Source organism: Tenacibaculum sp. 190524A05c, from assembly GCF_964036595.1.
Lineage (GTDB): Bacteria > Bacteroidota > Bacteroidia > Flavobacteriales > Flavobacteriaceae > Polaribacter > Polaribacter platacis.
This window is the reverse complement of record NZ_OZ038523.1, coordinates 3,809,852-3,829,273: the sequence shown is the minus strand read 5'-3', so window position 1 is coordinate 3,829,273 and position 19,422 is coordinate 3,809,852. Positions and strand designations below refer to the sequence as shown.

Sequence of the window (19,422 nt, the reverse complement as noted above, 5' to 3'; positions counted from 1 at the left end):
AATTTAGATTCTTTTAGTTATTTTTAGTTGCCCAAAACAAACAAGATGAAAAACCCAATAAGTCTGATGAAGAGTTTAGACCTTTTTATAAACTCTTTGTGTGTTGAGGAATATGAAGAAATCAAAGGGTATTTGAAAGAAGAAGAAAGTAACCCACTTAACTTATTAAGTTTTGATTTTCACGTACAAAACCTTAACTCAATACTAAAAAAAAAATCTATTCAAAGCGATATACAAGCTTTAAAGCATATTGCTAAAGGTGAAGCTTGGATAAAAACTATTGAACCAATTCTTACAAAGAACTCCTTTGAAGCATTGATTCTTACAGATATTAATAGAAGTATTCTGTGGGTTAATGAAGGATTCTCTAAAATGACTGGTTATCCTAGAAACTATGCTTTGAAAAAATCACCTGTATTTTTACAAGGACGAGAAACCTCAGAAGTAACTAGAAAGCGAATTCGAGAGAAATTACAGAAAAACAAGCCTTTCAAGGAAGTAATTATTAATCATAGAAAAGATAACACTACATATAAGTGTGAACTACATATTTTCCCTTTAATGCACAATGACAAAACAACTCATTTCTTAGCATTAGAAAGACAAATAGCGTAGTTTACTTTAAATCACAATACCAAAAACTAGTATCGTAAGTCTTTACCTTCTCTGAAGTATTCGAATGACAATTTTGATCTTCATCTTCATTTAGGGTGTAAGACTTTAATACTTTTTCTCCTATTTCAAAATCTACGGGCTTTGTAAATATAGGTCCATCAAACACAAAAGTGTGAAACTCTCCGTTTTCACCGCATACATCGACATTATCTGGAAGTTCATTAATAAAGTCTTCATCAATAACTCTTCCTACAAATTCCTCTCCAAGTAATTTTGCATTTACACAAACGGTAATCGCTTTAAAACCTAAAGCTAAAAATTCTTTAATAAGAGATTTGGTGTCTTGCTGCCAAAGCGGATAAACACCAGTCAGTTCAACTTCTGACAGTTTCTGATCACGGTAACTTTTTAAATCTTCAAGAAAAATATCTCCGAAAATGGAATACTCCATTCCTTGATCTTTAAACTGCGAAAGCTTTTCTTTCATGGTTTCATTGTACAAGTCCATTGTAACCTGAGCTGGGAAATATAGTTTTTCAACAGATAATCCAATATTGGCAACTTGTTTATCTAGTAATTCTTCACGCAATCCATGCATCGAAATTCTTGAATAGTCTTTGTTTACATTCGTAAGCAAAGTTTCTATACTATATTCTTTTTGCTCTAATATTTTATAAAGAGCAAAAGCTGAATCTTTCCCTGTACTCCAATTAAAAAACGCTTTCTTCATATTGTAAAAATAAAAAGACCACAACAAGTGTGGCCTTTAAAATTGTTATTTTTTTAATCTATTTCTTTCCTGTAATTTTTCGTAAAATATCAGAAATCTTTCTCCCGTTTTCAATAGAATCACAATACAATAATATCTTATTCGTATAATTCTTTATCTCTCCGTCTTTATAGGTTTTAATAATTTTCTCCTGATAATTCGTAGCGATTTCAACAGTAACTTTTTTACCAGAAACCTTCATCGCAATTGACTTTGGGTTTAAATCACCCAGTTTGAACTCTTGTATGTTTTCTACAGAACTTTTATTTGAGGCTTGAATCGAGGTAAATTTAACTCCACCTTCTTCTAAGCTTTCTAATTTTTGATCATGAGTTAATTTACCTAAAGTTACTTTTTTTAGCTCCTTAGTTAGAGCCACTAATGTCTTTGGAGTTTTCGGTTTGTTTTTGGTACACTTCTCAATTAAAATCCTAAGTGTTTCTTTACAAACTGTTGCATCTTCAATACCGTTGCAAATTAAATCTATTCTACTCGCATACTTTTGTTGATCATCATTTCTAGTATGCTTTATAAACTTATTCTTACCAATCGTATTGATGTATAAATGAACTTTTTTCCCTTTTACCGCTACTTCAACATCCTCCTTATTAATATCTATCAAATTTAATTCATAGGTGTTATTCTCCTTCTTTTTTGACGTTTCACTTATTTGAGAAATAGTCAAGATGCAATCTCCTTCTAACTTTTGACTTAAAGTTTCTTTATCAGAAACTACTTTCTCTATTTTCTTATTGATTAATTCAACACCTTTTTTAATCGTTAATTTCTTAGGAAGACTCGCTTTAAAACGTTTTTCAGCTAATGGAATAATATCCTGAAATACTTTTTGTAATTCTCTTGCATTCTCTACGCTTTTACATATTATTTCGAATTTAGAAACATAAGATTTAACCGCTCCATTATTCACAACCTTTATCGCCTTTAGATTTCTTTTGGTTGGAATAGTAATTACAAAATCGCTTCCTTTATTCTTAAAAAACACTCCTCTTTCATTAATATTAGAAAGATTGAATTCATATGATGTTTTTAAAATAGATTTACTAGTTGATTCCGTATTTATAAACTGAACACTTGCCGGATAGCTTTCGTCTTTTTCTAATACTTGATCAACTTTACTTTTCCCTGATTCTACTGTAAAAATATTCTTGGTTAACCAAGCTAATCGATCGTTGTATCCTTTTAGCGACAATCTATTCTCAGTGATTTTATTCGAAATTGGAATTAACTCTTTAATATAGTCAACAATTTGTCTGGCATTGTCTACATCTGCAGCCAACATATAGAACTCTTTAGTAAAGCTAACTTTCTCACCATTAACTGTTGATTTAATCATTTTCTGATTTTGCTTAGCGATCAACTGTACCTTAATTAAGTCCTTTGAGGTTTCATAACGAACTGTATTCACATCAATATCTGCAAAATTAAACTCGTACGCTAGCTCTGTAACTTTACCTTTTTTGGTGGTTTCGGTTTGCATAAAATTTGCCACACCAGGTAATTCTGAAGTGATTGACAAATCAAATGTTGATTTACTGGTTTCTACTTTTGCTAACGAATTCGATAATTCGTCAAGTTTAGCCTTAAAAGTTTGTCCTTGTATTCCTAGAACTTGTAGAAAAGTCAGGAAACAAATGGTTAGTTTGATTAAAGATTTCATTTGGTAATTTTTCAACTAATTTAGTTATTTTCTAGTATGCATAAAAACAAAAACACCTGCACAAGGCAGGGTTTGTGATTTTTAATTCAAACATAACACATTAGTTACAAGACAATAACGCTTGTAATTCTTTTAATTGATTTACTTGTGCTTGTACTTCTGGACAGTTTTCGGCTTCATTAATAAAAGCCGTTAAAGCGTTATTATAAGCAATACAATTTGCAGTAGTTTGATTTCCTGCATAGGCCACACCTGTATCCGAAACATCAACAGATAATTGCTCAATTCGTGATGCATTACAATTCCCCGATCCAAAATCCTCATCATCTGAATCTGTCTCACAAGACATAATAAAGAATGAGCTTACTAATAAAAAACTTAAAAAGTAAATAGCTTTTTTCATGATTAAAAAGTTTAATGATTAACTACATCTCAAAACTATTTTAAATCATAAATGAATAGAATACCTAGCAATAAGTAATTTAAAACAAGATAATTATCTCAATAAAAAATCGATTAGAATGACAATGAAAATATTGAATATGATTCCTAGTATAGAATAATAACGGTATTGATTGACTTTTGAAACAAACCCTCTTTCAATCATTTCATCTACATCAAAAAAACTATTTTGATATAATCTATGAGTATAACCAAAAGGAAAAATAATCAGAAATAAACGAGTTTCGAAATCAAGATTTTTATGAATTCGTTCATTAGCCCAAACCAATCTTTGCTTTATTTCTTTGATTTCTTCTTTCGTAGTTTCAACAGCATCAAGATCCTTTTCTATAGACTCAAAAGATTTTTTCTTATTCACCAAAAGATGAACAAAATCTTCAATAGAGCAGTTCTTAAAATCAATTGGTTGTTCCAATTTTATTTTTTCCTCTTATTTAAAGGAACAGGACGTTCTTGTTTTACTGTTGGAGTTCCGTATAAATCAAAATCACCAGCATCGTAAATTTCAATATCGATGAACTCACCTAATTTGATGTAGTGTTCTCTCGCATCCACAATTACATCATTATCAACATCAGGAGAATCAAACTCAGTTCTTCCGTAATAGTATTCTCCATCTTTTCTGTCAAATAAACAACGGAATGTTTTTCCAATTTTTTCTTGATTCAACTCCCAAGAAATTTGACTCTGAACTTCCATGATTTCATTCACTCTTCGGAATTTCACATCAGCAGGAACATCATCCTCTAAAACATAAGCTCCTGTGTTTTCTTCATGTGAATATTCAAAAGCACCTAAACGTTCAAATCGCATTTCTTCTACCCAATCCTTTAATTCTTGGAATTGCTCCTCAGTTTCTCCAGGATAACCAACAATTAACGTTGTACGAATTGCCATATTTGGTACATACTCTCTAAACTTGTGAATTAAGTTTGTAGTTTTTTCATGAGTAGTACCACGTTTCATCGACTTTAAAATCTCTGTATTGATATGTTGTAAAGGAATATCTAAATAGTTACAAACCTTTGGCTCATCTCTCATCACATCTAACACATCCATTGGAAACCCACTTGGAAATGCATAATGTAAACGAATCCATTCAATTCCTTCTACTTTAACTAACTCCTTTAATAAATCCGCTAAAGCTCTTTTCTTGTAAATATCCAAACCATAATACGTTAGATCTTGAGCAATTAACATGATTTCCTTAATTCCAGATTCTGCTAGTTTAGTAGCTTCGATAACCAACTCTTCAATTGGAGTAGATTTATGCTTACCTCTCATTAACGGAATTGCACAAAACGAACATGGACGATCACATCCCTCAGCAATTTTCAAATAGGCATAATGCTGCGGAGTTGTTGTTAAACGCTCACCAATTAATTCATGCTTATAATCTGCTTCTAAAACCTTTAATAGGTTTGGTAAATCGTGCGTTCCAAAATATTGATCAACATTTGTAATTTCTTGCTCTAAATCTGGCTTATAACGCTCACTTAAACAACCCGTAACAAAAACCTTATCAACTTCACCAGCCTCTTTACGTTGCGCATAGTGTAAAATTGTATCTACACTTTCTTCTTTTGCTTTACCAATAAAACCACAAGTATTAATTACAACGATATTACCATCATCTTCTGGATCTTCATGAACTACATTTTTACCATTGGCTTTTAATTGTCCCATTAACACTTCGCTATCGTAAACGTTTTTAGAACAACCTAATGTTACTACATTGATTTTATTTTGCTTTGTAGATTTTGTACGCATCTATCTGAATTTAAGGAGTGCAAAATTATGATTTATTCGTCATAAATTACTCATAGTCTTTAGGTAATTTTCTTACTTGAGTTAATTTTTCAAAGGCTAAACCTAATTCGAGTAATGTAAACTCTGTTTTTGGCTTTCCTATGAATGTTAAACTTATTGGTTCACCTGAATCTTTATATCCCATTGGAACAGTAAGATTTGGATATTCCGCAACAGCGGAATACGCTGCATGATAATTATTTATAGAAAGAATCGCATCTAACTTTTTCTCATCAAAATCCTTGAAATATGTCAATCCTTCATTCTTTAAGTTTTGCTTTACAACTTCTAATTGAGCAATAGTTGTGGTATCGTTCACAATACCTTCAAACAATTGCTGACCATATGGTGCTCTCATAATAGAATCTTTCAAGTTATACTCTATTACATTTTGAACTGAAGATACCGGCATGTTTTTACCTTTTAAATAACTTGGTAAATCATGCTTCATATCGATATTTAACAACGTTAAAAAACCTTGTAAACTTGTTTGCTCAGGAGAAACCTCAACAATATTAGCTCCTGCATTTCTAATTTTTTCAATAGTACTTTTATAGATTGAATCATTCAATAAAGAAGTTAACACTCCAATATTCTTATCTTTTAAATCACTAGTTTTAAAAAGCTGCTGATCGTCCTCCAACGCAAATGACTTTTTATCATTTGAGTCTTTTCCTAATAAAGCTTTTAATACAATATAATTGTCCATTACATTCTTTGTCATCGGACCAGGAGTATCCAAAGTACTCGAAATTGGAACAATTCCATCTCTACTTAATAAACCAATTGTTGGTTTCAACCCTACTACTGAATTTTGACTAGACGGTGAAGTAATAGAACCTGCTGTTTCTGTTCCAATGGTTGCAATAGCATAATTTGCGGCCGTGGCTACACCACTACCAGAACTTGAACCACCAGTTTCAAAAACTTTACGGCCGTAAGGGTTTAAAGTTTGTCCGCCAACAGCACTATATCCTAAGGGACAACCTGAACAAAAGTAGTATGCCCATTCACTTAAATTAACTTTACCCAAAATTAGGGCTCCATTCTCTTTAAGTTTACTTACGATAAAAGCATCTTCTGGGTTATTATTTGCTAGAACTTCTGCTCCCGCAGTAGTATTCATTCCTGTTGTATTGATATTATCTTTCAATAAAATAGGCATACCAAATACTGAGGCATTATCAATATTATTTGTTTTTGCAATACTATCCTTTTTTCTGGCATTCTTAAGCACTTCTGGATTTAAGCTAATAATTGCATTTAAATATTTGGAAGAGTCACTTTCAAATTTTCTAATTCGATATAAATAAAATAAAGAAAGTTTCTCATAAGACAACTTTCCACTCCTAATTGAATATTGTATTGAAGGAATAGATTGTTCAATTATTAAAGGTTTTAATTTTGAATATTCTTCTTCTGTAAACGTTGACAATTCCTTTTGAAAAGGTTTGAAAACCTCGTTCATATCTAAAAATTTAGATTGAAGCAATTTGAATTTCATACGTGGGTTCTGATGTTCTTGCTGACTTTTAAGCTCAGCTGTTTCATCATATTTTTTGAAGAACTTAACTTCTTTATCTTCTTGTTTACATCCAATTAGAAAAAGAACAAATAGTAGCGTTAGTACCTTATTCACGATAATAAGTTTTAAAGATTCATTGATAATCAAAGATATAAATAATTGAAAGGAAGTTAATAGAGTCAATTGAATTATTAATTTATATTTGTTTTTATCTCTACTAAAATTGTGTTTATGAAAACCTTCTTTCTTTATACTGTAAATGAATAAGCTCAACCCATCTATTAAACACCATACCTATGTAGCTATTTTTATAAGTCTCTGGATTTTTATATTCACTTATTATATAAGACCATTTGATGGAGGTTCTTATAGTCTTTATTGGTGGGAGTTTTTAAGTTTTGGCTATGCTATAATTGCCTTTCTATGTTATTTTATTGTTGCTATGATTCAAGACAGTATTTATCGATTAATCGAAAGATGGAACATAGCTTTGGAATTACTTATTATTTGTGTTTTTCATTTCCTAAACTTAGTATTGACTTTCCTATATTATAAAAGTCCCTTTTTACGTGGTATTTGGACTTTTGATGAATATACTTCTGGGATATTAAAATCAGCTATAATTTTTACACCTATAATCATTTTTGGTAGAATTCTAACTCTTAAATATCTTCCAAAAGAAGAAAAAAACGACATTCAAAAAGATCATAAAACCAACTCTGATAATGAAACCATAACAGTTCGAGGAGAATACAAATTAGATATTCTGAAGCTTAAAAAAGCTGAATTAGTATGTATTTCAAAATCTCAAAATTATGTGGAAGTATTTTTTATTGAAAAGGAAAATTTGAATTCAAAATTGATAAGATCTTCTTTGAAAAAAATTCAAAATGAGTTTGATTTTCTCATTCAAGTTCATCGATCTCATCTTATAAATCCAATGCATTTTAGATCTTGGAAGACGAATAATTCTATTTTACTTACTCAAATTGAAATTCCAGTTTCAAAAAACTATAAAGTCAACCTTGATTCATTATAAATTTCGCACCTAAAACAAGGAGTTTCGCCACTAATCACATATAAAGCCTGCTTGCCAGAAGTTGTTCATATACATTTACTCCAAAAATATTTTCTAAAACAACTATTAAACTGCAAGATTCTATGAGAGCCTTTTTTCTGCTACAATTCTTTTTCACTATTTTATTTTCTTCAGCTCAAAAGGATAAAATATTAACTCAAGAAACTCTAAATGAAATTACCGAATTCATTGAACAAAAAAGAGATTTTTACAACTCACCAAGTATTGCTGTTGCAATAACTGATGAAAACAAAACTATTTATTTAAAACACTTTGGAAATGCAAAAAAAGGCGATCGATATTTAGTTGGTTCTATTTCCAAATCGTTTACAGCTTTATTAACACTTTTATTGGAAAAACAAGGGAAACTGAAGTTACAAGATCCAGTATCAAAACATTTAAAATGGTTCGAGTATAAAAACAAGAGAATTTCTGATAAGATTACTATTGAAGATTTGCTCCGTCATACTTCAGGAATTTCAACCGAAATGGGTAGAACTTTTAAAACAGACTCGAGTTTTGACTATGAAACATACTACTCTAAAACTTTAAAAAAACTAGAGATAAGAAACACACCTAAACAACCATTTATATATTCAAACGTAAACTACAGATTATTAGGATTAATAATAGAAAAAGTAACCCAAAAGAAATTTAAAGACTGTTTACAATCTTACATTACTTCTCCTTTAAAATTAACAGAAACTTCGGCGAATACAAATATTGATTTGATAAATAGTTACCAATATTTTCTGTATTATCCTATTTTAAAATTTAATTCAGAACTTCATCCTCAAGAAGCTCCCTCAGGTTTAATTTCAAGCTCTGCGGATGATATGGCCTCTTATTTACGTCATATAATGAACGGTTACAATAATAACCCAAACTCAGAACTAAACACAAAAACAATACAACAACTATTTAGTAGAAAAGAAAATAAAAAATTACCTTATGGATTAGGATGGTTTGTGAATAATGACTCCTCTGTTTTTTATCACGGTGGCACAAATAAGAGCTTTGAATCACAGATGTATATAGTCCCTGCTCTTAACAAAGGGATTGTAGTTCTAGTCAATTCGAATCAAGCTCCTGATGTAGAAATTATTAATGGAATATATGGCATTCTTCTAGGAAAAGGATTTTATAATAATTCCTCATTTCCCTATTACCGACACTTACCTATTATGGTGTTTATGTTATTTCTTCTCTTCTTGTTTCAATTATGGAAATGGAAAAAATCAAAATTTCCTAAAAGTATATCTAGAAAAACAACACCAAATATTGCCCTAGCTTTAGGTATATTAATTGCAATGGGAATTATAATCTATATTCCAAAATCAAATGGTGTTTCACTACAAACTTCAATATCATTTGATCCTACCAGTGGATATAGCATTATACTTATTTCCTTATTACTAGCATCGATTTCAGTATTAGTGTACTTTAATTCAGGTTTAAAATCAAAAAGATAATCTTTATTCTAAAAAAAGCTCCTTGTTTAAGGAGCTTTCTAATTTATATTTTCTGAATCTTCTATTTGAAAAAACTATCTACAAATTCATATTTATTAAATACCTGTAAATCATCAATTCCTTCTCCCACTCCAATATATTTTACTGGAATTTGAAACTGATCAGAAATTCCAATTACAACTCCACCTTTTGCTGTTCCGTCAAGTTTTGTTACCGCTAACGAAGTAACTTCTGTAGCTTTTGTAAATTGTTTTGCTTGTTCAAAAGCGTTTTGACCAGTTGAACCATCTAAAACTAATAATACATCGTGAGGAGCATCTCCAACAACTTTTTGCATTACACGTTTAATTTTAGAAAGCTCATTCATTAAGTTTACTTTATTATGTAAACGACCAGCAGTATCAATAATAATTACGTCTGCATCTTGATTTACTCCTGACTGTAATGTATCAAATGCAACTGAAGCAGGATCTGATCCCATTTCTTGACGAACGATTGGAACTTCTACTCTATCCGCCCAAACTTGCAGCTGATCAATTGCTGCTGCTCTAAATGTATCTGCAGCCCCTAAAACTACTTTTAATCCTTTTTTCTTGAACTGAGAAGCAAGCTTACCAATAGTAGTTGTTTTACCAACTCCATTTACACCAACCACCATTAAAACATATGGCTTTTTATTTTCAGGAATGGTAAATTCTGTCTCATTTCCAACATTTGTTTCTGAAAGTAAACCTGCAATTTCTTCTCTTAAAATTTGATTTAACTCTTCAGTACCTAAATATTTATCACGAGCAACACGTTCCTCGATTCTATCGATAATTTTTAGTGTAGTATTTACTCCAACATCAGAAGAAACTAAAACCTCTTCTAAATTATCTAAAACATCATCATCTACTTTAGATTTTCCTGCAACGGCTTTAGAAAGTTTTGAGAAAAAACTGTCTTTAGATTTCTCTAAACCTTTATCTAATGTTTCCTTCTTTTCTTTGGAGAATATTTTTTTAAAAAAACTCATAATCAGCAATTAATATCTGGTTAGTTAGTTGTTAAAAATCGTACCAACTCAATAATCACAGTCAAAATGTCATTAAAATAGTTAGTAGTTGATTTTAACCCTCAAAATTACAGTATTTTGACATATAAAAAAAGCTACTTTCACGAATGAAAGTAGCTTTTCTTTAAACTGTATACAAGAATTACTTTTTTGCTAAAAAGTCATTTACTTGTGTAGGATCCATAATAGCCTCAACAAAAGTGTAAGCACCAGACTTTGGAGACTTAACCATTTTGATAGCCTTAGTTAATCTTTTCGAACCCGTTTGTAACGTTGCTACTGATTTCTTTGCCATGACCTACTAATTATTTAATTTCTTTATGAACTGTCATCTTCTTCAAGATTGGATTAAATTTCTTTAATTCCATTCTATCTGGAGTATTCTTTTTATTCTTTGTTGTGATGTAACGAGAAGTTCCTGGTTGACCAGAAGCTTTGTGCTCAGTACACTCTAAAATAACCTGAACTCTGTTTCCTTTTTTTGCCATCTCTATATATCTTTATCTAGTAGGAAATTACTTTGTTAAGAAGCCTTTTTCACGAGCCTCCTTAATTACAGCAGAAATTCCTTTCTTATTAATATTTTTTAATGCAGAAGCAGATACTTTTAATGTTACCCATTTATCTTCTTCCGGAATATAAAAACGCTTAGTCATTAAATTAGCGTTGAATTTTCTTTTTGTTCTATTTAAAGCGTGAGATACATTGTTCCCTACCATCGCTTTTTTTCCTGTTAATTCACAAACTCTAGACATCTTCTTGACAGTTTTTGGTGTTATTTCTAAACGAGGTGCAAATATACGTATTTTAAACCATATAAAACAAAATATATTTACGTTAATTTTTCATATTCTTTCTCAGAATCAATTCTAAAGCTTTATTAACGGTTTTATTAATTACTTTTTCTCTTGGCTTACCAAAGTTATATTCATGCACCTCTACTCCATTTTTATCAGCAATACCAATATATACCAATCCTACGTCCTTATCATTATGATCTGTTGTTGGTCCTGCGTTCCCCGTTATTGAAATTGCAAAATCTGTGTTCACTTTTTTTCTTGCATTAAGTGCCATCACTTCAGCAACTTCTTTACTTACTACCGTATTTTCCACGATCAATGAACTTGGAACATCTAAAAGATCTTCTTTTAACTTAGAAGTATATACCACAAAACCTCCTTTAAAATATGATGAAGAACCTGGAACTGAAACCAAAGTTGAAGCTATTTTTCCTCCTGTCATACTTTCTGCTGTACAAATAGTAAGGTCATGAGCCTTCAAAAATTTACCAACTTGACTTTCAATTGCTCCTTCATCTTCATAACCGACAAAAATATCAGAGACTAATGCTGTCAGTTTCTCTACTTCTTTATTTAAGACGCTCTTTAAATTTTCAAGATTATCATCTTTACCACTTAAACGCAAACGCACCTTTCCAAAAGAAGGTAAATAGGCTAATTTTATATTATGAGGTAAATTATTCTCAAAATCTTCAATTGTACTTGCTATAACGCTTTCTCCTTGTCCATAAGTTAGAATCGTTTTATGTAATATATACGGTAAGTCGAATTGTTCTTGAATTTTAGGCAGCACTTCATAGGTCATTAAACCTCTCATTTCATAAGGAACTCCAGGTAACGAAACAAAAACTGTCTCGTCTTCATAGAACCACATACCAGGAGCAGTTCCTAACCTATTCATTAACAAAGTTGCTTTGGATGGCAAATGTGCTTGATACTTTTGAACTTCGTTAAATGGATGATTAATCTTTTTGAATAAATATTTAATATTATCTATTACTTCTGGATACTCAACAATTTCTGTATCGTTAAAATATTCTGCAATAGTCTTTTTTGTAATATCGTCTTTTGTTGGTCCTAAACCTCCAGTAATAATCACAACATCTACTCTATTTTGCGCTTCTTTTAAAGCGTTTAGGATGTGTTGCCTTTCATCTTGGATAGAAGTAATCTGATAAACTGATACTCCAATTTTATTTAGTTCCTTACCAATCCATTGTGAATTTGTATCTATAATTTGACCTATTAGAATTTCATCTCCAATAGTTATAATTTCTGCTTTCATAAATTACTCCTTGTTTCCTATTTCCTCAATTATATTATCCAACTGAGGTTTTTCCTTTTCCCATTTTTTTTCTAGCATGATATATAACACATAACAACTAATAAAACCGAAGGGAGCGATTAAGATTCCTAATAAATTATCACTTACTGAATCAACATTAAACAATTCAAAATACTCTAAAATGATTACTATAATTGTACCAATACCAATAGCGCCTGCATAATAAATTGCTATTCCTGCAACTGCATATCCCCATTTACTTTTCTCAAACTTATCTGCAAGTTCATAAAACTTTTTTCCAATAAAATATAATAGTATTAATGCTAACATCTGTTCAATTTTTAATCTTTTCCAATTTCATTGATTTTATTATCCTTCTTAAACTTTCTTTCAAAACCTTTATAGGTAATTCCCGATATAAATACAGCAAACGGTATTGAGAAGCAATTAGTAATAATCGTATTTGAATAAGGGAATTTGAGTCCAATATTCAAAAACATAATCATTACTAAAGTTGAAACATAATATGATAATAGAAGAACTAAAATTCCAATACCGATGTAGATAAATGGATTTTTAAAGAATCTTTGAGAGAGCTTCAAAAAATGATATCCAACAAACAACACTCCTATTATAATTATTGCTTCCATATATTAGTCTTTTCCTATTTCATCAATAGCTTTTTCCGCTTCTATATTATTTTCTTTTTTACATTCTTTTTCTAAATGTAGATGTAAAAAAAACGAAACTAAAACACCAACAATAAAAGAAATAAATTTATGATATGGATTCATCACTTTTTCTTCAAACCCATCTAAAAAAGCGCATATAAAAACATAGGAAATCATTACAAACAAAAAACATATAACTCCAACAATAGAATAAAGAATAGTATTTTTTTTATATTTTTTTGCCAGACTATAATAGGCCCAGCCTATAGTAATTACGATGATTCCAATTAAAAATAATGTCAATTTTACTTCACTTTTATTTCAAATGCTTTTCTTCCTTCAATAACACCTGTTAACAAATCATTCTCCACAACTTTTCCAACACCAGCTGGAGTTCCTGTAAAAATAATATCTCCTTTTTTTAGTGTAAAAAATTGAGAAACATAACTTACCAATTCATCAATCTTCCAAAGCATTGATTCTGTATTTCCATCCTGAACAACCTCTCCGTTTTTATGTAATTGAAAAGACAGATTTCCTAAATTAAACTCCTCCTTTGGATAAAACTCCCCGATTATAGCACTTCCATCAAATGCTTTCGCTTTTTCCCATGGTAATCCTTTTTTCTTACACTCTGCTTGTACATCGCGTGCGGTAAAATCAATTCCTAACCCAACTGTATCGTAATATTTGTGAGCGAACTTAGTAGAAATATGCTTTCCTACTTTATTAATCTTAACCAAAACCTCAACTTCATAATGTACATCATTTGAAAATGGAGGTATAAAGAATGGATTTCTTTTAGGTAAAATTGCAGAATCAGGTTTCATGAATACCACAGGATTCTCTGGTCGTTCATTGGCTAATTCTTCTATATGTTTGGCATAGTTGCGCCCGATACAAATTATTTTCATTTTAATGCTTTAATAGAAAATTATGTTTCAAATTATTCTCCCGATTCTGGAAATACAATTGCTCTATTATCTGAAACAATTATTTGATGTTGTAAATGACTTTTTACTGCTCTTGCTAAAACTAAACGCTCAATATCTGCTCCTATACCTTTTAAAGTTTTAGGAGTACTTTCATGAGTTATTCTTTCAACATCTTGCTCTATAATTGGTCCTTCATCTAAATCAACAGTTGCATAATGAGCTGTTGCACCAATTAATTTAACTCCTCTTTCATAAGCTCTTTGATATGGATTTGCTCCCTGAAAAGCTGGTAAAAAAGAGTGATGAATATTTATTATTTTTTGTGGATATGTATTTATAAAGTCTTCAGAAAGAATTTGCATATAACGAGCCATTACAATCAAATCTACATTATGTTCTGTAAGCAAATCTTTAACCTGACCTTCTTGTTCTTTTTTTGTTTCTTTCGTTATTGGCAAATGATAATAAGGAACACCAAACATATCTGCAATCGGCTTTAACTTATTATGATTACTAATAATTAAACTAATATTGCAATCAATTTTACCTTCTCGATGTCTTTCTAATAAATCATATAAACAATGACTTGTATGAGAGACCATGATTGCTACATTTTGTTTTTCTTTTTCATAATGTACAGACCAAGTACAATTTAACTCATTAGCTAATACTAAAAACTTATCTTCTAAATCTTTCTTTGAGATATTAGCATCTTCAGCATCTAATCGAATTCTCATGTAATAGCTATCTGCAATAGCATTTACGTATTGCTGACAACTAACAATATTGAATCCTTCTTCATAAAAAAAACTAGTAAACTTTGCTACTAATCCTTTTTGGTCTGGACATTTAATTAAAAATGTAACTATTTGTGATTGCATTAGAAATTTGGATAGAATGGAGAATTTATAATTTTACATAGCAAAAATGAATTCCTCTCTAAGGAATCCATTTTTTATCAAAGTTTGGCTTTCTTTTTTCTAAGAATGCATCTCTTCCTTCTTTTGCCTCATCTGTCATGTAAGCTAAACGCGTAGCTTCACCAGCAAATACTTGTTGCCCAACCATTCCATCATCTGTTAAGTTCATTGCAAACTTTAACATTTTGATTGAAGTTGGAGACTTTGCTAATATTTCTTGTGCCCATTCATAAGCTGTATCTTCTAATTCATCATGAGGAATAACAGCATTTACCATACCCATTTCGTAAGCTTCTTGAGCTGAATAATTTCTTCCTAAGAAAAAGATTTCTCTAGCTTTCTTCTGCCCAACCATTTTAGCTAAATAAGCAGAACCGTAACCACCGTCAAATGACGTTACATCTGCATCTGTTTGTTTAAAAATGGCATGTTCCTTACTTGCTAAAGTTAAATCACAAGTTACGTGTAAACTATGTCCACCACCAACTGCCCAACCTGGAACAACAGCAATAACTGCTTTTGGCATAAAACGAATTAATCGTTGAACTTCTAAAATATTCAATCTGTGGTAACCATCTTGACCAACATATCCTTGGTGTCCTCGGGCTTTTTGATCTCCACCAGAACAAAAACTCCAAATTCCGTCTTTAGTTGATGGACCTTCAGCAGATAATAAAACTACACCAATTGAAGTATCTTCATGAGCGTCATGAAATGCATCCAGTAATTCCGCAGTAGTATGAGGTCTAAAAGCATTCCTCACATTAGGTCTGTTAAATGCAATTCTAGCAACACCATTACACTTCTTATAAGTGATATCGGTGTACTCTTTTGCAGTTTTCCAGTCTATATTCATCATAATTTGAAAAAAATATCGTTATTTAGAAAAACAAAAATAGTATATTATACTTTAGCATTTTTAATAGGTAAACCCCAAACATAAAATAATCGATGAGAAATTTAATTTTAGCAGCCTTTTTATTACTTAATTCTGTGGCTTTTGCTCAGAAAATTTATAATAAAAAAGTAAGTTCAATTCAGTTTAATGCTGATCGCGATATAAAATTATACTTACCTGAAGGTCATGATACAGATACAATTCGAAAGTATCCTGTAGCAATCGTGTTGAATAATGATTATTTATTTGATATTTATTTAGGAAACTCGAAAATATATGCTGCAGCAGATTTAACTCCTAAACAAATTGTAGTGGGTGTTGATGTTGATTTTGGAAGAAATAAAGATGTTTCCACGGTAGGAAAAAGTGGTGGATTAACAACTCAGAGTAAAAAGTTTTACAACTACATTAAAAGTGAATTAATACCATACTTAGAAGCAAACTATAAAACCTCTCCATATTTAACAATTGTGGGAGATGGTGATGCTGCTAATTTTTTACTTCACTTTTTAAAAGAACAGAAACCTATTTTTAATGCTTATGTATGTATTTCTCCAAGAATTACAGATCAAAGTATTCGATTGTTAACGACATACAATTTAAAACGTTTAGACGAATTAGATAATCAGTTTTACTTGTATATGAGTTCCAATGCTTTTGAAAAACAAGAGCGAAAAGATTTATTCGAACAAGCTAAAAAAGGATTGGAATCATTAGAACTTAAAAACCTTCATTTAGCTTTTAAAGATTATAAGGACGTTCCTAATAAACCTGCAGCAATTGTAAAAGCTCCAACGGATATTTTTAGTACAATTTTCGAGTTGTATCCAAGGATTTCTAAGAAAGAGTACGATGAAAAAATTAAAGATCTTGATCCACTTGAAGCTATTAAGTACTTAGAGTCAAAATATATTGAAATTGAATATTTATACGGAACTAATTTAAACGTTAGATTCGAAGATATTTATGCCATTGAAGGAATTGTAATTGATCGTCAGGATGGTGATTACCTTAGAGTGCTTGGTGATTTTGTTATGATTAAACACCCAGAATCTCATTTAGGAGAATATTACGTTGGAATGTATCATGAATTAGGAAAAGATTACGAACAAGCTTTATTCTACTATAAAGAAGCTTATGGTAAAATGGAACTATCAGATTCTAATACAGAATTATTTTATGAAAACATTATTCGTATTGAAAACGCTATAAAAAATGCTCCTAAAGATCAACCTCTTGAAGAATTACCTTTAGAGGAAGAGGAAAACAACGATGAAAATCCTGAAGAAGAGGATGAAGAAAAAGAAGACGAATAAGAGTTACTTATTTTTTAATTAACTCAATTCTATCTGATTTTAATTCTATCTTTTTCTGTTTATACAAACTACCAATAGCTCTTTTGAATGCTTTTTTACTTAATTGCAAGTGAAATTTAATCGATTCAGGAGAGCTTTTGTCTGTTAATAGTAGAAACCCTTTTTCCTCAAGTTTGTTCAGAACTATCTCTACATCTTTATCGATAACATTTCTAAATCCTTGAGGCCTTAACGAAACATCAATCTTTTCATCTTCTCTGATTTTCTTAATGTAACCAACTGTTTTCATTCCTTCTTCAAGATCAGAAAATACTTCATTAGCATACAATAAACCTTCATATGTTTCTTCTATTAAAACTGTATAACCTAATGCAGTTCTAACTCCTATGATTAACTCAACCTTATCTCCTTCTTTTAATTCCATTATAAACTATTAAAATATTCCTTTAAAACTTGATCATTTATTTCTGAAGGTGTAAATACCTCTAAAATTTTAGGTTTTTTACTATCCTGATAAAAACCTTCTAACTTTTCTTTCAATTCTTCTAACGAAGTGGCTTTCTCGTATTCAAAATTAAACATCTCTGCTAAATGATTTGCAGTTAATTGATGTGGTGTTTCAAAATACTGGAGTGCATTTGTTGATTTCGGACCAGGTATGATTTTAAAAATCCCACCTCCCGAATTATTCATTATAATTATTCTAAAATCATTAGGAATATAAGAATTCCATAATGCATTGCTATCATAGAAAAAACTTAAATCTCCTGTAAGTAGTGTTGTTGGTTCATCTGAAGCAAAAGCAGCTCCAATTGCTGTAGATGTACTTCCGTCAATTCCGCTTGTACCTCTGTTACAAAAAACACTAAAAGTTGAATTTACATCAAACAACTGCATATATCGAATCAAAGAACTATTACTAACTTGAACTTGAGCGTTATTTGGAATAGCATCCAATACTTTTTCAGTAACCTTAAAATCTGAATACTGAGTCTTTTTAGCAAAAACCTCATGTTTTTCATTACGAGACCTTTTCTCTTTTATCCAGTTCTCTTGATATTCAGAATCTATAACTAATGTCTTTTGAAATAATTCATCAAAAAACTGAACTGGTTTTTCCTTAATATATTCCGACAAACAGAAATAAGTATCCATTTCTTTATACTCATCTATATGCCAATGATGTTGGGGTTGATATTTTCTTAAGAACTGTTTTATTCTTTTAGAAACAACCATTCCACCGAATGTTACTAACAATTCAGGTTGAAGTTCTTCAAATTCTTCAGTAGATAATTTCGAAATTAATTTATCAATAGAATTGATCGAATTATCATGATAAAGATTTGAAGTCGTTTCTGTCATAATTAACACAGAAGAATCTTCAGCTAATCTATTAATAAGGTTTTGAGTTTTTTCGCACTTATTATAAACTCCAACTAAAACTATTTTTCTTTTTGAAGCATTCCATATTTCAGAAAGCTCATCATAATTCACAGTGCTTATTGATGGTTTTTCTTTATACTTTCTAAAACTGAAAGATTCCATTGCTTCAACAGTTTCATAAATCGGTTCATTAAAAGGTACATTTATATGAACTGGACCCGAATTAAAAACACACTCTTCAATTGCTTTTGAAACTTCAGTTTTATTATATGCAACTTTACTGTCTTCTTCAATTAAGTTAGCAGAATATAAAATATGGTTTTGAAAAACATTCTCCTGACGAATTGTTTGTCCGTCTCCTATATCTATCAAATGTTTAGGTCTATCTGCAGTAATAACTAGTAAAGGAATTTTGCTATAAAAAGCCTCTGCAATTGCTGGATAATAATTCAACAATGCCGAACCTGAAGTACAAACAATAGCTACTGGCTTTTTTGTTTGCTGTGCAATACCTAATGCAAAAAAAGCAGCTGCTCTTTCGTCAACTATACTAAAAGTATCTACTTCATCTAAATTTGAAAAACCAATAGTTAAAGGAGCATTTCTTGAACCTGGAGAAATAACTACCTTATCAATATTATAATACTGACAAGCTGAAATTACTAATTGTGCAAGTTGTTTTTTTGGATACATCAGTTTGCAAAAGTATCACTAAAAAAGAAAATCCACACTATGGGTGTGGACTTCTTATA

Annotated in this window: 23 protein-coding genes; 4 read left to right on the top strand and 19 right to left on the bottom strand. The window is 30.5% G+C overall.

The window, feature by feature from the left end; translation table 11 throughout:
* Positions 1–45 precede the first annotated feature (45 nt).
* Positions 46–615 (top strand): PAS domain-containing protein, encoded by a 570-nt coding sequence (locus tag ABNT61_RS17215; RefSeq protein ID WP_348744114.1) that lies wholly within the window; start codon positions 46–48, stop codon positions 613–615.
* Between the two features lies 1 nt (position 616).
* On the opposite strand, the gene ABNT61_RS17210 is transcribed toward ABNT61_RS17215, so the two are convergent.
* The 6 genes from ABNT61_RS17210 to ABNT61_RS17185 all read right to left on the bottom strand — a co-directional run bounded on the left by ABNT61_RS17210 (position 617) and on the right by ABNT61_RS17185 (position 6,972).
* On the bottom strand, positions 617–1,345 hold the full coding sequence (locus tag ABNT61_RS17210) for a diphthine--ammonia ligase (RefSeq protein WP_348744113.1): 729 nt from the start codon (positions 1,343–1,345) through the stop codon (positions 617–619).
* A 58-nt stretch (positions 1,346–1,403) separates the two neighbouring features.
* Positions 1,404–3,062 carry a hypothetical protein gene (locus tag ABNT61_RS17205; RefSeq protein ID WP_348744112.1) on the bottom strand — a complete coding sequence of 553 codons (1,659 nt, stop codon included), beginning with the start codon at positions 3,060–3,062 and terminating at the stop codon, positions 1,404–1,406.
* A gap of 100 nt (positions 3,063–3,162) precedes the next feature.
* On the bottom strand, positions 3,163–3,465 hold the full coding sequence (locus ABNT61_RS17200) for a hypothetical protein (RefSeq protein WP_348744111.1): 303 nt from the start codon (positions 3,463–3,465) through the stop codon (positions 3,163–3,165).
* Positions 3,466–3,558: 93 nt separating this feature from the next.
* Positions 3,559–3,939, bottom strand: a complete 381-nt coding sequence (locus ABNT61_RS17195) for a hypothetical protein (RefSeq protein WP_348744110.1) — start codon at positions 3,937–3,939, stop codon at positions 3,559–3,561.
* 2 nt (positions 3,940–3,941) lie between these two features.
* Complete coding sequence (gene rimO / locus ABNT61_RS17190; protein WP_348709501.1) at positions 3,942–5,294, bottom strand: 30S ribosomal protein S12 methylthiotransferase RimO; 1,353 nt, start codon at positions 5,292–5,294, stop codon at positions 3,942–3,944.
* A gap of 46 nt (positions 5,295–5,340) precedes the next feature.
* Positions 5,341–6,972, bottom strand: coding sequence for an amidase family protein (locus tag ABNT61_RS17185; protein ID WP_348744109.1), 1,632 nt, complete (start codon positions 6,970–6,972; stop codon positions 5,341–5,343).
* Positions 6,973–7,117: 145 nt separating this feature from the next.
* On the opposite strand from ABNT61_RS17185, the gene ABNT61_RS17180 reads away from it, so the two are divergent.
* Together ABNT61_RS17180 and ABNT61_RS17175 are read left to right on the top strand one after the other, a co-directional pair.
* Positions 7,118–7,897: a LytTR family DNA-binding domain-containing protein gene (locus tag ABNT61_RS17180; RefSeq protein ID WP_348744108.1), complete on the top strand. Its 780-nt coding sequence runs from the start codon at positions 7,118–7,120 to the stop codon at positions 7,895–7,897.
* A gap of 122 nt (positions 7,898–8,019) precedes the next feature.
* A complete protein-coding gene (locus ABNT61_RS17175; protein ID WP_348744107.1) occupies positions 8,020–9,408 on the top strand; it encodes a serine hydrolase domain-containing protein in 1,389 nt (462 codons plus the stop codon).
* 61 nt (positions 9,409–9,469) lie between these two features.
* Here the strand turns inward: ABNT61_RS17175 and ftsY are convergent, their stop codons facing one another.
* From ftsY to ABNT61_RS17120, 11 genes are all read right to left on the bottom strand, one after another.
* Entirely contained in the window at positions 9,470–10,423 is a 954-nt protein-coding gene (ftsY, locus tag ABNT61_RS17170) for a signal recognition particle-docking protein FtsY (RefSeq protein ID WP_348709503.1), read from the bottom strand.
* Positions 10,424–10,604: 181 nt separating this feature from the next.
* Positions 10,605–10,757, bottom strand: coding sequence for a DUF4295 domain-containing protein (locus ABNT61_RS17165; protein ID WP_086030136.1), 153 nt, complete (start codon positions 10,755–10,757; stop codon positions 10,605–10,607).
* A 10-nt stretch (positions 10,758–10,767) separates the two neighbouring features.
* Positions 10,768–10,950 carry a 50S ribosomal protein L33 gene (gene rpmG, locus ABNT61_RS17160; protein ID WP_013070733.1) on the bottom strand — a complete coding sequence of 61 codons (183 nt, stop codon included), beginning with the start codon at positions 10,948–10,950 and terminating at the stop codon, positions 10,768–10,770.
* Positions 10,951–10,977: 27 nt separating this feature from the next.
* Complete coding sequence (gene rpmB / locus ABNT61_RS17155) at positions 10,978–11,217, bottom strand: 50S ribosomal protein L28 (protein ID WP_020082122.1); 240 nt, start codon at positions 11,215–11,217, stop codon at positions 10,978–10,980.
* A gap of 82 nt (positions 11,218–11,299) precedes the next feature.
* Positions 11,300–12,547: a competence/damage-inducible protein A gene (locus ABNT61_RS17150; RefSeq protein WP_348744106.1), complete on the bottom strand. Its 1,248-nt coding sequence runs from the start codon at positions 12,545–12,547 to the stop codon at positions 11,300–11,302.
* 3 nt (positions 12,548–12,550) lie between these two features.
* Entirely contained in the window at positions 12,551–12,877 is a 327-nt protein-coding gene (locus ABNT61_RS17145; RefSeq protein ID WP_348744105.1) for a hypothetical protein, read from the bottom strand.
* A gap of 11 nt (positions 12,878–12,888) precedes the next feature.
* Entirely contained in the window at positions 12,889–13,197 is a 309-nt protein-coding gene (locus ABNT61_RS17140; RefSeq protein ID WP_348744104.1) for a hypothetical protein, read from the bottom strand.
* 3 nt (positions 13,198–13,200) lie between these two features.
* Positions 13,201–13,521 carry a hypothetical protein gene (locus ABNT61_RS17135; protein ID WP_348744103.1) on the bottom strand — a complete coding sequence of 107 codons (321 nt, stop codon included), beginning with the start codon at positions 13,519–13,521 and terminating at the stop codon, positions 13,201–13,203.
* A gap of 2 nt (positions 13,522–13,523) precedes the next feature.
* Complete coding sequence (locus tag ABNT61_RS17130; protein ID WP_348744102.1) at positions 13,524–14,132, bottom strand: fumarylacetoacetate hydrolase family protein; 609 nt, start codon at positions 14,130–14,132, stop codon at positions 13,524–13,526.
* A 32-nt stretch (positions 14,133–14,164) separates the two neighbouring features.
* Positions 14,165–15,034, bottom strand: coding sequence for a formyltetrahydrofolate deformylase (gene purU, locus ABNT61_RS17125; protein ID WP_348722245.1), 870 nt, complete (start codon positions 15,032–15,034; stop codon positions 14,165–14,167).
* A 58-nt stretch (positions 15,035–15,092) separates the two neighbouring features.
* Positions 15,093–15,932, bottom strand: a complete 840-nt coding sequence (locus tag ABNT61_RS17120) for a 1,4-dihydroxy-2-naphthoyl-CoA synthase (protein WP_348722247.1) — start codon at positions 15,930–15,932, stop codon at positions 15,093–15,095.
* A gap of 92 nt (positions 15,933–16,024) precedes the next feature.
* Here ABNT61_RS17120 and ABNT61_RS17115 point away from each other — a divergent pair, with 92 nt between their 5' ends.
* A complete protein-coding gene (locus ABNT61_RS17115) occupies positions 16,025–17,287 on the top strand; it encodes an alpha/beta hydrolase-fold protein (RefSeq protein ID WP_348744101.1) in 1,263 nt (420 codons plus the stop codon).
* 7 nt (positions 17,288–17,294) lie between these two features.
* Here the strand turns inward: ABNT61_RS17115 and ABNT61_RS17110 are convergent, their stop codons facing one another.
* Both ABNT61_RS17110 and menD read right to left on the bottom strand, forming a co-directional pair.
* Positions 17,295–17,711 (bottom strand): DNA-binding protein, encoded by a 417-nt coding sequence (locus ABNT61_RS17110; protein ID WP_348722251.1) that lies wholly within the window; start codon positions 17,709–17,711, stop codon positions 17,295–17,297.
* A complete protein-coding gene (gene menD / locus ABNT61_RS17105) occupies positions 17,711–19,363 on the bottom strand; it encodes a 2-succinyl-5-enolpyruvyl-6-hydroxy-3-cyclohexene-1-carboxylic-acid synthase (RefSeq protein WP_348744100.1) in 1,653 nt (550 codons plus the stop codon). The genes ABNT61_RS17110 and menD overlap by 1 nt, the downstream gene beginning before the upstream one ends.
* Positions 19,364–19,422: the final 59 nt, after the last annotated feature.

Excerpts from the sequence above, each read along its gene's own strand:
- ABNT61_RS17215 (WP_348744114.1), top strand. The coding sequence starts at position 46 with ATGAAAAACCCAATAAGTCTGATGAAGAGTTTAGACCTTTTTATAAAC.
- ABNT61_RS17210 (WP_348744113.1), bottom strand. The coding sequence starts at position 1,345 with ATGAAGAAAGCGTTTTTTAATTGGAGTACAGGGAAAGATTCAGCTTTT.
- ABNT61_RS17205 (WP_348744112.1), bottom strand. The coding sequence starts at position 3,062 with ATGAAATCTTTAATCAAACTAACCATTTGTTTCCTGACTTTTCTACAA.
- ABNT61_RS17200 (WP_348744111.1), bottom strand. The coding sequence starts at position 3,465 with ATGAAAAAAGCTATTTACTTTTTAAGTTTTTTATTAGTAAGCTCATTC.
- rimO (WP_348709501.1), bottom strand. The coding sequence starts at position 5,294 with ATGCGTACAAAATCTACAAAGCAAAATAAAATCAATGTAGTAACATTA.
- ABNT61_RS17180 (WP_348744108.1), top strand. The coding sequence starts at position 7,118 with ATGAATAAGCTCAACCCATCTATTAAACACCATACCTATGTAGCTATT.
- ABNT61_RS17175 (WP_348744107.1), top strand. The coding sequence starts at position 8,020 with ATGAGAGCCTTTTTTCTGCTACAATTCTTTTTCACTATTTTATTTTCT.
- ftsY (WP_348709503.1), bottom strand. The coding sequence starts at position 10,423 with ATGAGTTTTTTTAAAAAAATATTCTCCAAAGAAAAGAAGGAAACATTA.
- ABNT61_RS17165 (WP_086030136.1), bottom strand. The coding sequence starts at position 10,757 with ATGGCAAAGAAATCAGTAGCAACGTTACAAACGGGTTCGAAAAGATTA.
- rpmG (WP_013070733.1), bottom strand. The coding sequence starts at position 10,950 with ATGGCAAAAAAAGGAAACAGAGTTCAGGTTATTTTAGAGTGTACTGAG.
- rpmB (WP_020082122.1), bottom strand. The coding sequence starts at position 11,217 with ATGTCTAGAGTTTGTGAATTAACAGGAAAAAAAGCGATGGTAGGGAAC.
- ABNT61_RS17150 (WP_348744106.1), bottom strand. The coding sequence starts at position 12,547 with ATGAAAGCAGAAATTATAACTATTGGAGATGAAATTCTAATAGGTCAA.
- ABNT61_RS17145 (WP_348744105.1), bottom strand. The coding sequence starts at position 12,877 with ATGTTAGCATTAATACTATTATATTTTATTGGAAAAAAGTTTTATGAA.
- ABNT61_RS17140 (WP_348744104.1), bottom strand. The coding sequence starts at position 13,197 with ATGGAAGCAATAATTATAATAGGAGTGTTGTTTGTTGGATATCATTTT.
- ABNT61_RS17130 (WP_348744102.1), bottom strand. The coding sequence starts at position 14,132 with ATGAAAATAATTTGTATCGGGCGCAACTATGCCAAACATATAGAAGAA.
- purU (WP_348722245.1), bottom strand. The coding sequence starts at position 15,034 with ATGCAATCACAAATAGTTACATTTTTAATTAAATGTCCAGACCAAAAA.
- ABNT61_RS17120 (WP_348722247.1), bottom strand. The coding sequence starts at position 15,932 with ATGATGAATATAGACTGGAAAACTGCAAAAGAGTACACCGATATCACT.
- ABNT61_RS17115 (WP_348744101.1), top strand. The coding sequence starts at position 16,025 with ATGAGAAATTTAATTTTAGCAGCCTTTTTATTACTTAATTCTGTGGCT.
- ABNT61_RS17110 (WP_348722251.1), bottom strand. The coding sequence starts at position 17,711 with ATGGAATTAAAAGAAGGAGATAAGGTTGAGTTAATCATAGGAGTTAGA.
- menD (WP_348744100.1), bottom strand. The coding sequence starts at position 19,363 with ATGTATCCAAAAAAACAACTTGCACAATTAGTAATTTCAGCTTGTCAG.